We start from the raw sequence: 14,759 nt of genomic DNA, 5'->3' as shown, positions 1-14,759 counted from the left end.
GTTATTCGTGAAAACCGCTGCACCAGAGCCTGCCTCTCAGGTTGACCCGGAAAGCCTGCGGCAGGGCAGACAAAACGCCTTTCTTTTTGCCGGAGCCGCGGGCCTTGCCGGGCTGATGTTTGGGCTGGATACCGGCGTAATTGCCGGAGCCCTGAAATTCATGGGGGCCGAACTTCAAGCGAGTGACCGCGCACAGGAATGGATTGTTTCCTCCCTGATGCTGGGGGCCGCTGCCGGGTCCCTGCTGGCTATCCCGGTTTCAAAACATCGGGGCCGCCGAGGGGCCATGTTTTATGCGGGCCTGCTCTTTCTGATTGGTACAGGTCTGTGCGCACTGGCTCCGTCCATCCCAGTCATGATCGCAGGGCGTATTTTTCTGGGCATAGGCGTGGGGTTCGCCTCCTTTTCAGCGCCCCTTTATATTGCAGAAATTACTGAAAAAAGCCGACGTGGTAAGATGATTTCCATCTACCAGCTCGTCATCACCGGCGGCATGTTGCTGGCTCTTCTCTCAGACAGTCTGCTCGCCTACGGCGGCCACTGGCGCTGGATGCTCGGTATTCTGGCGGTTCCCACAGTTCTCTTTATTCTTGCAACCACACAGGTTCCGTATTCCCCGCGCTGGCTAGCCATGCAGGGCCGCAAGCATGAAGCACATAGTGTTTTGCAGAAGATACGTGGCTCTAAGCAACAGGCCACGGAAGAACTGAACCGGATTGAACAGAATCTTAAAAAAACCAGCGGCAGTGGGCTGGCTTTGTTAAAATCCTCTCCCGGTTTCAGAAAAACCTTCACGCTGGGTATTCTGCTCCAGATGTTTCAGCAACTGGCAGGCATTAATATCCTGCTGTATTACGCCCCGCATATTCTGGAGCATCTGCATTTCTCGGCCCAGGCGGCCGTCTGGTGCACGACGCTCCTCGGTCTGGCCAACATGGTGGCAACCGGCTTTGCTATCCTGCTGATTGACCGCTGGGGGCGCCGCCCGCTGCTGCTGACAAGCACCATTATTGCTACCATCAGCCTCACTCTGTTTGGTTTCCTGCTCTATTCCCATGTGGGCGGCACCTTTGGCAGTGTGGCCGTTGTGACCCTTCTGGTTATTTTCACGCTGGGTTTTGCAACGGGTGAAGGTCCTATCCCCTGGACCATGTGCACGGAAATCCAGCCCCTTCAGGGCCGTGGTCTGGCCATTGCCTGCTCGACCTTTGCCAACTGGATTACAAACTGGCTTATCAGCAACGTCTTTTTGTCCGTTATGAGTGTCATTGGTGATTTTGGCGTCTTCTGGACACTGGCTGGTTTTAATGCCGTGTTTTTCCTGATCGGGTATTTTCTGGTGCCGGAAACCAAGGGCTGCTCTCTGGAAGAAATTGAACAGCGTGTGAAGGCAAACGTCCCGCTGCGCGAAATTGGCCAGCCCTTGTCTTCAGCCTCCTCCTCCACGCAGCATACGGTGCCACTGGGCATGCAGAAAGGATAACTTATGAGCGTGCGTCTTGGCTTTATCGGCACGGGGGATCTGGGCGCTGACCATGTCCGGCGCTGTGCAAACATCATTTCCGGCGCGACCGTTTCCGCTCTTTATAATCGCACACAGTCCCGCGCTGAGGACGTTGCCCGACAGTTTGCGCCTGAAGCGCGGGTGACGGCCACACCAGAGGAACTGATTGAAAGCCCACAGGTGGATGCGGTGGTCATTTCCTCCGCCAGCCAGACGCATGAAGATCTTGTTCTCAAAGCCATTCAGGCCGGGAAATATGTGTTTTGTGAAAAACCTCTCGCCACAACGGCAGAGGGGTGTGTGCGCATTCTGCACGCGGAAAGCGCCGCCGGAAAGCGACTGGTGCAGGTCGGGTTCGTGCGTGTGTATGACGAAGGGTATCTGAACCTGAAATCCCTGATCGACACAAAAGCGATTGGCTCTGTTCTGATGGCGCATGCGGCCCACCGCAACCCGACCTCCGGCCCGCATTACACCCGTGAGATGCTGATGAGCGAAACGCTCATCCATGATGTGAATACGTTCCACTGGCTGCTGGGTGAAAGCTTTACCGCAGCGCAGGTTCTCTATCCCCGCTCTACCTCCAAAGCTGATGCCACCTTGCAGGACCCCCAGCTTGTGATTCTGGAAACAGAAAGCGGTGTGCTGATTGATGTGGAAGTGTTTGTGAACTGCCAGTTTGGATACGACGTGCAGTGCGCACTGATTGGGGAGAGCGGAGAAGTCCGCCTCCCCGAACCCGCGCGGGCTACCGTGAGGCGGAACGGCCAGAACCACACCGCCATCACTATGGGGTGCAAAGAACGGTTTGAAGCCGCCTATGACCGGGAATTGCAGGCGTTTGTAGATGGTGTGGCGGCAGGCAAACTGACTGGCCCGGATAGCTGGGCTGGCTATGTCGCCTCCGCCACCACCGATGCCTGTATTCGGGCGCAGAAAAGTGGAAAAAGGGAAGACATCAGGCTGATCCCGCAGCCTGATGTCTATCGGTAAGACGGCTTTAAGCAGAGCGTGACTGTAGATTTTCTGCGTCCTGATCCACCACTAAATACGGACCAGACGCCAGAATGGTTATAGACAACATCCCCACTTTTCCACGAGACGCCTGATCACCAAGCGGCAGGACCGCGTTGCCGTTTGTCCATGCACATCCGGCATTTTCGCTTACGTGCCAGCCTTTAGGCTTTTCATCCAGCAGATGCGCTGTGATGTCATGCGAACAGCCATCACACAGCAGATGCACATCGCCAACCGCGACCCCCATAGACCGTCGATCATCCACAAAAGGACCGATCACATCCGCAGGTCGGCTGGCGCGTGACAGGATGCGAACAAACCGCGTATCCGGCGGCAGCATAAAGCTGTATCGCTCGGCTGTCTGCCGCACAGGGTAGAGAGTAGCCCCGGCATCTGTCATCAGGCGCAGATCAGGACAGTCAGTGGTGGTGACGTCTTTCTTAAGCTGCGCAGACTGTCCAGAAACCTTCGCCTTACGCTCTTCCAGAGTGCGGAACAGGGGCTCGACAAAAGACCGTTCAACACACAGCGGTGCAGCTGCATTCTCCTCCCATGTGTACGGCGCAGCCCCACGCAGAGCTGCAAACTTCCCTTCCTGCTGGAAGGAGGCGCGATCACCTGTTTCCAGATAGCTTTCGGTCAGCATGCCATCAGCAGAAATCACAGAATGGCTGGCCGTTTCTACGTGATAATAGTCGTAAGACCGGATGGATTTATCGTAAAAAATGGTTTCTCCGTTAACCAGCATCCGAACCGGGACAAACTTATTCTGCAGGAAGAGGCAATGTTCTGCCGTAATAAGCATGTCCTTGTAGGGCACCCCATCGGCAACAGCATCTTTCAGCACACGAACTGGCCAGCCAGCCTCATCATCCGGCAGGCCAGCATGGACAGTCGCCTGTGCTTTCCCGACCCAGACAATTGGGCGAGAAACCTCTTTATTGTTTTCCCAGTCAAAGGTGACAACCTGATCACCAATCTGAAGATCTTCAACAGCGACCTCACCTTTTTCGGTGCGGATCATGCTGCCCGGAAGGAAACAAACGAGAGAAGACGCCTGTGTGACATGATAGATGCCTCCGGCAGCGATAGTCGGGCTGTCAGACGATCCTCCGGCAACAACCTCAAGATGGGAGCCTGAACCGATATAACTGCTTGCGACGTATCCACCACTTCCAATGGTAAAAATATCACTCCCGCCATCCCCATTCGCGCCATACAGGAACGTATCTGAGACGGAGGAACCTCCTGCAGAAACTCTCCCTGCGTCAGAGACCAGAGTGTTCCGGGAAGAAACGCCACCACTCCTTACATATGTCCACCCATTAACGTTCACTGATGATTCCAGAACGCCACCGGATTCGATAAACACATTGTTCACCCCACCAGACACATACGCCCCAGATGCGACCGCTCCACTCGCAACAGTCAGGGTCCCGGCAGAAATAATGACCGGACCAGTATATTTTGTTGCGCCAGAGATAGGCTTCGCGCCGGTGTCAATCCCGGTTGCAGATTGATAGTAGGTCTTGCCATCAGCATCCTTGGTGGCAATCCAGTTCCCGCCACTCAGAACGGTTGCGGAGAGATAGCTGGATTGAGGATATGCCGTGTAATACGCAATGGGATTTGTAACGGTTGCACCGCTGTTGACCACCAGCTTTGTTCCGGAATCAACAATGGTATTGCCCGCAACATATCCACCACTGCTGACTGTGTAGATATCCGCTCCCCCGTCAGCCGCCGTTCCTGCCAGGAACGTATTAGAAACAGAAGACCCTCCAGCAGCAACACTGCCTGCATCGGAAACAAGCGTATTGTCGGAGGCGACACCACCGCTGCTCACATACGTCCAGCCGTTGATATTGACTGACGATTCAAAATTGCCGCCTGAGAGAACATAAACATTGTTCCACCCGCCAGACACATACGCACCGGAGGCAACGGCACCGGCGGCAACAGTCAGGTTGCCACCTGAAATGACAACAGGACCCGTATATTTTGCTGCGCCAGAGACGGGGCGCGCCGCGGAATTGATCCCGTTTGCGGATTGATAATAGGTCTTGCCATTACTATCCTTGGTAGCGATCCAGTTTCCGCCTTTCAGGACAGTCGCCCCGGAGGGTGCAACGGGGTAGGCTGGAGAGATCGTCGTATCCCCAAGGGCAGGTGCAGGCGTCCCACTCCCGACAGTTGAAGAGGGGCTATCAACGTACAGAGTGCCACCATTCTGCACCGTGATCGGCTCAGCAGTGGCGCCTGCGTTCACATTCAGCATCATGCCAGATCCGACGGTCGCACTCCCGCCGATGTACCCCCCTTTAGAGACGGCAAAGATATCGCCTCCCCCATCAGTAGGAGTGCCTGCAATAAATGTATCTGAAATGGAAGAACCACCTGCGGCGACATTCCCGGCATCAGAGACCAGCGTATTGTCAGAAGACACGCCACCACTGCGGACATAAGTCCAGCCGTTGACATTGACTGACGATTCAAAATTGCCGCCTGAGAGAACATAAACATTGTTCCACCCGCCGGAAATGTAAGCACCTGACGCAACAGCACCTGACGCAACAGTCAGATTGCCCCCTGAAATAATAACAGGCCCAGTATATTTTGTTGCGCCAGAGACGGGGCTTGCTCCGGCATCAATACCGGTTGCAGACTGATAATAGGTCTTGCCATCAGCATCCTTGGTGGCAATCCAGTTTCCGTTTTTCAGAACGGTTGCCCCTGCTGGAGGTGAGTAAGTAAGACTCATTACGGAATTCCTTTTCTTAACCTCAAACGGGTTAAAAATTCATTACCCGTCCATTAAGTGATCCTCACCTTTATCCTCCGTGAATTTTAATTTTTAATTAACACGCTCGAAGCAAACGAAATTTCTTGTGCGGATTTTAAGAAATTCTTTGAAAAGAACGTGAGCTTTCCGTTCCCTCCAAAATTAATATTTTTCTTCTGGTGATTAATTCCTGTGGGAGTCGATTACTTACACGCTCACAGGACATCAGCACGTAAAAGAAAAGGCCATTTCCACATGTGGAAATGGCCTTCTTTTTTGAAGTCTCTTTTGTAGGACTTTAAGCCTCGTCCGTCGGCCGCTTAGGCAACAGAGCCGGGACAAACACCAGCGTGGCCAGAAGTGTGCAGCCCAGTGAGAGCAGCAGCAGGCGGCCCATGCTGGCCGTGCCGGGGTGGTGCGAGAGCGCCAGAGAGCCAAAGGCTGTGCCGGTTGTCAGAGCGGAAAAGAGCACAGCGCGGGCGGTGGGAGACGCCAGCGGGAATTTCACCCCGTCCCGCCAGTTCATGACAAAATAGATGTTGAAGGAGACACCAACCCCCAGCAGCAGCGGCAGGGCGATAATGTTGGCAAAGTTCAGCGTTTCGGGCAGCAGCACCACCAGAATGACCGTCATCAGAGCGGACAGCATCAGCGGGGCCAGAACCAGCAGCATATCCTTCACCCGGCGCAGAGCGAGGAAGAGGATGAGCGCAATCATGATAATAGCCGCAGCCGCTGCCTGTTCAAACGCACGCACAATGGAGCGGGCGCTTTCCACAATATCAACAGCCGTACCGGCAATCTCCGGCTCGACCTTCTGCAGAGCCGTCACAAATTTCCGCAGAGCCCCGCTGCTGGACATCACACCCGTGGGGTGCACTTCCACAAGTGCCCGGCCATCTGGCAGCAGATAGTCATTAGCGATGGACGGCGGCACGTCTTTCAACGTTACCGGCGTGGCCTGCAACATGGTGCGCAGCTGGTCCAGCTGGGAAGGCAGGAACCGCACCAGAGCATTATTGGCGGCCAGAACCTGCGCATCCGGCGCCGTGGAGAGTTTGACCAGTGCCGCCTGAATGCGCCGCAGCGGGTCCTGCGCAGAAAGTTTATCCAGCACCCCGCCCAGCGCCGTCGCCGTTGCCGCAGCAGAGGCCCGCAGTTCATCAGCACTCGGAGCAGGTTTGGGGTTTGGCACAATCAGGGTTGGCAGCAGAATGGAGCTGGCATCCTGAATCAGCGCCAGTTTCTCATCCTGTTTAGTCGGGACAAAAGAGCCCAGCCACAGCACATCATGCACCTGCGGCACGCTGGAAAGCCGGTCAGCCTGCTTCTGCGCATCATCCAGAGATTTCACCAGCAGTTCTGCACTGTAAGGTGAAGACTGCGGATTGCTCATCAGCAGATGCAGGGCGCGCATCCCCTCAGAATTCGGGTTTTTGGTGTGCAGCGGGTCACCGTCAAACTGGAGTTTGGGCACCAGCGCAATACCCACCACGGCTACAACCCCAAACACCCCCAGCAGCACTGTGCGATGGTGACGGATTTTGACATCCACCGGCTTCATGAAGCTGTAGCCCATATCCGGGCAGTCCAGCTTGGGGTGGAAGATTTTCAGCAGTGCAGGCAGCAGGCTGGTGGTGGAAACAAATGCCACCAGCATGCCGATCCCGGCGATCAGCCCCAGCTGCGCAACCCCCAGAAAAGCCGTGGGAGTAAAGGCCAGAAAGCCAGCAGACGTGGCCAGAGCCGCCACCAGAATCTGGTGGCCGGTTTCCTCACCCGTCTCCCGCAGTGCTTCCAGAATACCGGCATTGCCAGAGTCAGCATGCTGCGCCCGGAAGCGGACTGAAAACTGGATGGCAAAATCCACCGCAATGCCGACAAACAGAATGGCAAAGGCCACGGAAATCAGATTAAGCGTGCCGACCGCAACGGCCGCAAAGCCGGTTGTTAGCAACAGCCCCACAACCAGTGTCACTACAATGGGCACAACCACGCGCCATGAGCGCACGGCAAGGGCCAGCCAGAGGGTGACGAGCACCAGAGAGCCCACCAGACCGCTGACCATCCCTTCTGCCACGGTCGCAAACTCTTCATCATCCAGCTTTACCTGCCCGGTCATATGCACTTTGACCTGACCGCTTTTGACAAATTCGAGCGATTTGATGGCCTGCACCATGGCATCGGATGCCGCACCACCCGGCTGGAAAGACCCATAATCCAGCTTCGGCTTGGTAATGACGAACTGATACCGCCCCGCCAAATCAGACAACTGCCCGCCCAGAAGCTGCTGCCATGAGAGCGGCTGAGGCTGGCCTGAGGCCGCCTTTTCCAGATTATCGGCAAAGCCGGCCAGCGGGGTCTGGAAGCTTTTCAGACCATCAGCCTGCCCCTGTTTGATCCCCTCAGAGATCAGAGACATCGCGCCAAACAAGCCACGGGCGGACGGGTCCTGCGCCAGTGCGGACAGGAAGGGCTGGGCTGTAATGGTGTCATTCAGCACTTGCGAGAGCGGCTGCGGCTCCAGAAACATCAGGCCATTGCGGATCAGATACGGGTTGGCATCCGGCCGCTCGGCAAAATTGAAGTGCGTGTGGTCGGCAGACAGTTTTGCGGCCAGTTCCCGTGCCGTCTCCCGCCCCTCTTCCGGCAGGTCGGCTTCAATCACCGCAACCAGCAGGTTCTCCTTCTGCGGGAACAGGCGGCCCATTTCATCCGAGCGCTGCTTCCACTCCAGACGGTCGGACAGCATCTTGCTGGTGTCTGTCGTCACGCCGAGGCAGGTCATGCCCGCATAAACTGCCCCGCAGGACAGCAGCAGGAACAAGGCCACCACCGCATAGGCATGACGAGCACAGAATGTAATGAAACGACCTATGGGGGCAGAGAGCATGACTGACGATCAGATCCTGAAAAGTTCACGGCACAAGGCCCAAAGCTGCTTTCGTTTGGACCAACCCACTGGCCCGATGCAAGTGAGGATATGCAGATCACACCTGGCGGGCCTACAGACCAGAGCGGGGAAGCGGGTTTTTACACCCGTTTTGAGACCGCGCATCCCACCGGTGTTCCAGCCATTGCCAGACCAGCAGAGACGGCACACCCCATGCAATTTCCCGCACACGTTTGATGAGAGACAGCGCAATGGCCAGAGCGGGGCTGATGCCAAACAGGCTGCCAATCAGCAGATAACCGCCTTCTGAAACACCCAGCGCACCCGGCACGGCAAACCCGACGGATTTGGCGGCCTCGCCCACGCCTTCAATGACAAAGCCGACCGAGAGCGAACAGTCATGCCCCATAAAATGCAGAATGAGGCAGACTTCCACCGCACCCAGCGCCCAGGCCACAAACTGGAGCCACAGGGCCATGACGGCGTTCCGTTTGACCTTATACAAGCCTAGCACGGCCTGATGCAGTCCACGAATGCCATCCACGCCGCTCCAGCCCAGATGCCCGGCAATTTTAACCAGCAGCACTTCCACAAAAGCCACAGCCCCCAGCCATTGGCTGATAAACAGCGCAAGGCCGACGGCGAGCGCAATCAGCGCGCTTTCCAGCAGTTCATCAGTAATGGGAGAGCGTTTGACCAGAAACAGCAGCAGGCCCAGCCCCATAAAGGTGAACAGGACCTGACTAAGCAGTTCGAGCGTAAGATCACAAATGGTTGCGGCGGCGGCGTGTTTGGTGCCTAAGCCCCGCCGCGCCAGCAGGCGGCTGGACCAGACCTCGCCCCCCACCTGTGCCACGGGGAGCAGGTTGTTGATGCCTTCCCGCACACAGCGCAGCAAAAAATAGTCACGCCATGGCAGAGAGGGGGAAAGGCTGTTGCCCGCAATCATCCGCCAGGCTTGCGCGGAGAGTGCCACCTGCACGGCATGGAACAGCGTGGCGGCCAGAATGCCCCAGCCACCCGTCATGATAAGCGAAAGAATGGAGCGCGCGCCGAACTGCATCAGCATCCACACAGTCAGCCCCAGACCTAAAAGACCCGCGATGACGGTAACCCGCTTCATTCTTCCCCCTGTGTTAGAGGGCCGCTGACTCCGTAATGCAGCCCTTTTGCATCAGACCCTGATCTGACGCAGCAAAGCAAGAGACTCCACGCAGGCAGCGGCTGCTTCACGCCCTTTGTTATGAATATCATCGCGGGAGCGGACCTGAGCCTGCTCATCCGTGTAGGTGGTCAGCACACCAAAGGCGATGGGCGTTTCCGTCGTCAGAGAGGCCTGCATCAGCCCGACCGTGGTGCCAAGGCTGATGAATTCAAAATGGGCCGTATCTCCTTTGATCACGCAGCCAAGGCAGATCACCCCTTCAAAGCGTCCGCTTTTGGCCAGTGTCTGCGCCAGCAGCGGCATTTCAAACGCGCCCGGGGCCGCAAAAATATCCTGCTCAGCAACCGTAATGCCGTGCTCGCCCAGCCATGCCAGAGCGCCATCCCGCAGGCCGCCGGTCACCTCTTCGTTAAAGCGGCTGACGATCAGAGCAAGACGCGGCATGGGCGTGAGGTTGAGGTCCGGGAGGGAGACAGGAATCCGTGTGCTCATGTAAATATCCTTAAAGAAAACTGTGTAAAATCAGACTGCGGCGTCGGCTGGCGCATCACTCACAGAAAAGTGACCCAGGCTGTGCCCCATCCGCTGCCGCTTGGCATGCAGATACGCCCGGTTGTGTGGGTTAACAGGGGTTTCCAGACCGATTCTCTTGCGGACATGAAAACCACGCGCTTCCAGCGCCCGCACTTTGTCCGGGTTATTGGTCAGCAGATCGAGCTGCCCGATGCCCAGATCCCGCAGGATCCCGGCCGCTGCCGTCCAGTCCCGCACATCCGTGGCAAAGCCCAGCCGGTGGTTGGCATCGACTGTATCCAGACCGGCATCCTGCAATTCATAAGCGCGGATCTTGTTGACCAGACCAATGCCCCGGCCTTCATGCCCACGCACATAAACCAGCACGCCACAGGCCGCCTTGCCGATAGCTTTGAGTGCTGCGTGTAACTGCGTGCCGCAGTCACACCGCAGAGACCCCAGCGCATCGCCCGTCACACATTCAGAATGCATGCGCACCAGCGGCACAGCGCCCACTGCGGCAGGATTACCTTTGACCAGCGCCACATGTTCCACACCCCGTGAGTCGCGGAAGGCATGAATCGCCAGATCTTCCCCGCCATAAGCACTGGGCAGCGCTGCGGTGGCGAGATCTGCTATCGCTTCTTCTGCCACACCGTCTGCATCCGCCGTTCCCTGATGCGCTGAAGGAGCCGCTGCGGTATCCGTATCAGACGCAAGCGGCGTCAGGCCGTGAGCGCTGATCCATGTGACCAGCTCCGCAATGGAGATAATCGGCATGTCATGCTGCTGGCCGTAAACTTCCAGCGCCGGACGGCGGGCCATGGTCCCGTCTTCATTCAGGATTTCACAAATCACCGCAGCCGGACGCAGGCCAGCCAGACGCAGCAGATCAATAGAGCCTTCCGTATGGCCAATGCGCTCCAGAACCCCGCCAGGGGCTGCACGCAACGGGAAGATGTGCCCCGGCGTTGCCAGATCCATCGGCTGAGCGGTGTCAGAAGCCGCAACCTGAATGGTATGGGCGCGATCTGCGGCGGAAATGCCGGTTGTCACCCCTTCCCGCGCCTCAATGGACACAGTGAAGGCCGTGCCATGCCGGGCGGTATTGTCCCGCACCATCATGGGCAGTTGCAGTTTGTCCACCTGTGCGGGGGTCAACGGCAGGCAGACCAGCCCGCGGGCATGGGTGATCATGAAGTTCATGGCGGCTGGCGTCATGAATTCCGCTGCCATGACGAGGTCACCCTCGTTCTCGCGGTCTTCATCATCCACCATAATCACCATGCGGCCCGCGCGCAGAGCCTCTACAGCGCGACGCATAGCCTCAGACGGCTGAACCGCCACGGGTGCGCCGTTTTTCACCGGTTCTGACATAGAACCTCCACATATTTGGCAATCACATCAACTTCCACATTTACCGCGTCACCCGGCTGAAGTTTGCCGAGGTTGGTGTGGGTCCATGTGTGCGGGATAATCATCAGCGCGATGCGGAACACGTCGTCTTTCACGTCGCTGAGTTCATTCAGGGTCAGGCTGATGCCATCGAGCGTGATGGAGCCTTTTTCCACCATGTAACGCCGCAGGCTGGCAGGCACTTCAAACACCACCCGGTGCGCATCGCCCGAGGGCGTACTTTCCACAAAGCGGGCGGTGCCATCCACATGGCCCTGCACGATATGGCCAGAGAGGCGGGTGGCAGGCGTTACGGCACGTTCCAGATTAACATGGCTTCCGGCCCGGAGCGCGCCCAGCGTGGTGCGGTCCAGCGTCTCACTGCTGACAAAGAACTGCACAAGGCCGGTTTCGGACGGTGCCGTGGCGGTCAGACACACACCGTTGACGGCAATGCTCTCCCCCTCGGCCACATCCCGCAGGCCGGTTTCCACTTCCAGCATGACAGATTTGGCACCGGGTTCGACTTTAAGCACTGGGCCGAGTGATTCGATGATTCCGGAAAACATGGTTACTCCTCAGCGCACCGTGCCCACTCCGGAAACAGAGCAAGCGGCGTTGTTGCATGACGGGTTGTGACGGAAAAATGGTCTGCGCCGTGGGCTTCCTGACGAATGGTCAGCCAGTCATCCCACAGGTTCTGCTCCCGCAGGGCGGCCAGCACCCTCGGGCCGGCTTCCACCATTGCCCAGAGGGCGGACGTTTCTGCCAGCAGAGCGGGAAGCTTTTGAATATCCGGGCAGAAGTGCACATCAAAACGTGTGCGGGCCTGCTCCAGCCAGTGCGTCGGCACATGCGCGGAGTGGCCGCACACCACCAGATCTCTGCGGCGCTCGGCGTGGTCCTGCACATGCCGCACCGTAAAGGAGGGGTTATCTGCCACCACCGTGCCCGTGCCGGTTATGACCAGATCAGTTGCCCGACGCAGGGCATGCGCAAAGCGGAGCGACTCTGGCGTTGTGAAGGTTGTTTGTCCGGCAGGCGGCACCATGCTGCCGTGCTCGTCCAGCGCCTGTTTGACTGTGATCCATGGCCGCCCCTGCGTCATCCGCATGGCGAACGGGGCCAGCAGAGCGCGGCACCGGGCGGCAAGATCCGCGCCGTTCGGGCTTTCCGCCAGCCAGTGCACAGAAACGCCAGCTTTTGTCAGAGCCGCAGCCCCACCGCCAGCGACATGCGGGTTAGGGTCCGGGCAGCCGATCCAGACAGTTTGGGCGGGAGACTCCAACAGGGCTTCCGTGCAGGGGCGCGTGCGGCCTGTATGGTTGCAGGGTTCCAGCGTAACAACGGCCGTATGCACACGGCTAAACACCCCGGCCCGCTTGGCCTGCTCCAGCGCCAGCCGTTCCGCATGCAACTGCCCGGCCCGGTGGTGCGCTGCGACAATCAGCACCTCACCGGCCTCATCCAGCAGCGTGCAGCCCACGGCGGGGTTGGGAGCCGTCTGGCCCACAAATCGCCATGCTTCTGCAATCGCCGCCTCAAAGGCCTGCGCGACACAGTTCGGCATCATTTTTGAAGGGTCTTGCGTCACACCCTGCACCCATCTGCCAAAAACAAAACCAGACAGACTCAGGGCAGATAGCAGGGAACACCCCTTACGCCTCCGCACTGGACGCGGAGACCCAAAGGCCTGCACCGTTCTCTCTCATCCGGACTGTAACCGTCGGCTCCGGAATCACACCGGATCTGCTGACCCTGCCGAAGCAGGCGCTCGCGGGCTTATAACGGAGAACCGTTACTTACCGCCGGTAGGGACTTGCACCCTGCCCTGAGAACGTCACGATCATACAAAAGATGACCGCTCTTGTTATGATGGGGTGAATAAAGCCCGCTTGCAAGAGAGAATGCGCGCAAAGCGGGCCAAAGAATGCGTGAGGACCGGGTTAAGTGCTACGCTCTCAAAAAGCCCAGATCGCATCACAGCTGAACCAGAGCATATTATTAGTGCCGTTATTCACGATCGGATTGGACACCGTGCCAGCCTGATTGAACGGATGGGTGCCGTTCAGCGATTTATCCAGACGGATTTCCGGCCGAAGGGTCAAAGCACCAAGACCGAGGCGTTTGTTGATGAATTGCGGCTGGTAGGACGCACCCACTGTCAGTTCCCCATAAGTCGTGGGGGGAGCCGCATAATAAGGATAAGGCTGGTTGCTGAGGGAGCGTGTGTAAGACGTAAAACTGGAATATTGCGCCGTCACAGCGCCGGTATTGTCGCGGTAGATTTCGCCACGGGCATTCAGGGTCAGCCAGGGGCGAATGGCCCAGGCCAGATAGGAAGAAACCCCATACACATCATCATGCGTGAGATCATCATGCAGATAGATGCCGTCCACCGTGACGGTCACCTTCTTGTTCACATGATACGCCGCCATGATGTTCCCGTTATATTGCATCTTCTCGTTCGCGAGCGGCCCCATCCCGGCACTTGACCATCCATCGGGGGACGTTATGGCACGCCCATTATTGCCCTGCGGGCCGAAGCGGCCAATGGCATGCACATCCAGCTTGCCGTCCAGAAGGTGATTGAAGGCGAACCCGAAATAGCCTTTGGGTTTATTGTTGCTTCCTGACCGTCCGAACGTGGTGGAATTACCGGCATCAATTCCCAGAATCCAGTCCGCATGTTTTGTCAGATGCATGGTGGCGACAATGCCAACCGTTTCAAACGGCGTAAGATACTCGGACGCGTAATTAAATGTGTAAAACGGACGCGCCTGTGCCGGTGTGCCCTCCGCGCCCATCAGCCCGTACATCTGTCCCATCTGCACATCTATCCCGTGGCGGAACAACCAGGGCAGATGCACATCCAGATGCGCCTGCGTAGGCGCCCACTGATACAGGCTGTTCAGCGAGCCTGAGCCCATACCGATAGTCGGGTCAAAGCGGGCATCCGAGCCATACATGGCCTCCAGCACAAACCCGATGCCATACCCCCCGCCCACACTTGTCACGGGGTGAGAGAGGGATCCCATAATCTGGTTGAGCGTAAAGCTATTGGCCCGGTCCGTATAATACTGGCCGAAGTTGCGGCCAGAGCGCGTCCACGGGTTGCCGGAAATCCCGGCTTCAACACTCAGGTGGCCTTCCAGCCCGTCCCAATACGTCAGCCTGTGCCCGGGTTTGGGGTGAAACAAATTGCCCACATGCAGCTTGGGCATATCCCCCTGATCCGGGGTGCTGGCAGGAACCACCTGTTCTCCATCGGATGGCGTGCCAGCAGATTTTTCAGCTTTGGCAGGTTGAGCCACAGGCTTTTGCACGGCACCCGGCTGCACCCGCTTTTTGGGCACGGACGAACGTCGTGCGGGGGGCTGCTCAGATGGTGCGGCATGAGTATCCGGGGAGAGAACCGCACAGCCAAGCAGCAGTAAAGAAGCCAGAGAAACCTGCTTCAGTCTGGTATGCTTTGCCATCCGCCTCAATC

At 57.6% G+C, this 14,759-nt stretch carries 10 protein-coding genes and 1 riboswitch; of the genes, 2 read left to right on the top strand and 8 right to left on the bottom strand.

Translation table 11 applies throughout. The features are described from left to right. The first annotated feature begins 7 nt into the window (after positions 1–7). Positions 8–1,483 carry a sugar porter family MFS transporter gene (locus AD930_RS05965; protein WP_061505485.1) on the top strand — a complete coding sequence of 492 codons (1,476 nt, stop codon included), beginning with the start codon at positions 8–10 and terminating at the stop codon, positions 1,481–1,483. Between the two features lie 3 nt (positions 1,484–1,486). Then, entirely contained in the window at positions 1,487–2,497 is a 1,011-nt protein-coding gene (locus AD930_RS05960) for a Gfo/Idh/MocA family protein (protein WP_061505484.1), read from the top strand. A 7-nt stretch (positions 2,498–2,504) separates the two neighbouring features. On the opposite strand, the gene AD930_RS05955 is transcribed toward AD930_RS05960, so the two are convergent. The 8 genes from AD930_RS05955 to AD930_RS05920 form a co-directional block, all read right to left on the bottom strand. Further along, on the bottom strand, positions 2,505–5,282 hold the full coding sequence (locus AD930_RS05955; protein WP_061505483.1) for a Hint domain-containing protein: 2,778 nt from the start codon (positions 5,280–5,282) through the stop codon (positions 2,505–2,507). A gap of 319 nt (positions 5,283–5,601) precedes the next feature. Beyond that, positions 5,602–8,196, bottom strand: coding sequence for an MMPL family transporter (locus tag AD930_RS05950; protein ID WP_061505482.1), 2,595 nt, complete (start codon positions 8,194–8,196; stop codon positions 5,602–5,604). A 112-nt stretch (positions 8,197–8,308) separates the two neighbouring features. Beyond that, positions 8,309–9,319 carry a flippase-like domain-containing protein gene (locus tag AD930_RS05945; RefSeq protein WP_061492190.1) on the bottom strand — a complete coding sequence of 337 codons (1,011 nt, stop codon included), beginning with the start codon at positions 9,317–9,319 and terminating at the stop codon, positions 8,309–8,311. 51 nt (positions 9,320–9,370) lie between these two features. Next, positions 9,371–9,853, bottom strand: a complete 483-nt coding sequence (gene ribH / locus AD930_RS05940) for a 6,7-dimethyl-8-ribityllumazine synthase (protein WP_061505481.1) — start codon at positions 9,851–9,853, stop codon at positions 9,371–9,373. Positions 9,854–9,883: 30 nt separating this feature from the next. Next, entirely contained in the window at positions 9,884–11,251 is a 1,368-nt protein-coding gene (locus tag AD930_RS05935) for a bifunctional 3,4-dihydroxy-2-butanone-4-phosphate synthase/GTP cyclohydrolase II (RefSeq protein WP_061505480.1), read from the bottom strand. After that, positions 11,236–11,838, bottom strand: coding sequence for a riboflavin synthase (locus AD930_RS05930; RefSeq protein WP_043553675.1), 603 nt, complete (start codon positions 11,836–11,838; stop codon positions 11,236–11,238). The genes AD930_RS05935 and AD930_RS05930 overlap by 16 nt, the downstream gene beginning before the upstream one ends. 2 nt (positions 11,839–11,840) lie before the next feature. Then, on the bottom strand, positions 11,841–12,839 hold the full coding sequence (gene ribD, locus AD930_RS05925) for a bifunctional diaminohydroxyphosphoribosylaminopyrimidine deaminase/5-amino-6-(5-phosphoribosylamino)uracil reductase RibD (RefSeq protein ID WP_061505510.1): 999 nt from the start codon (positions 12,837–12,839) through the stop codon (positions 11,841–11,843). Between the two features lie 126 nt (positions 12,840–12,965). Beyond that, positions 12,966–13,112: riboswitch (FMN riboswitch) on the bottom strand. Between the two features lie 118 nt (positions 13,113–13,230). Further along, the gene (locus tag AD930_RS05920; protein ID WP_061505479.1) at positions 13,231–14,748 is read right to left on the bottom strand and encodes an outer membrane beta-barrel protein; all 1,518 of its coding nucleotides are present in this window, start codon (positions 14,746–14,748) and stop codon (positions 13,231–13,233) included. Positions 14,749–14,759: the final 11 nt, after the last annotated feature.

Origin of the sequence: Acetobacter malorum (assembly GCF_001580615.1) — a bacterium.
Classification (GTDB): Bacteria; Pseudomonadota; Alphaproteobacteria; order Acetobacterales; family Acetobacteraceae; genus Acetobacter; species Acetobacter malorum.
This window is presented reverse-complemented; position numbering and strand designations above follow the sequence as displayed.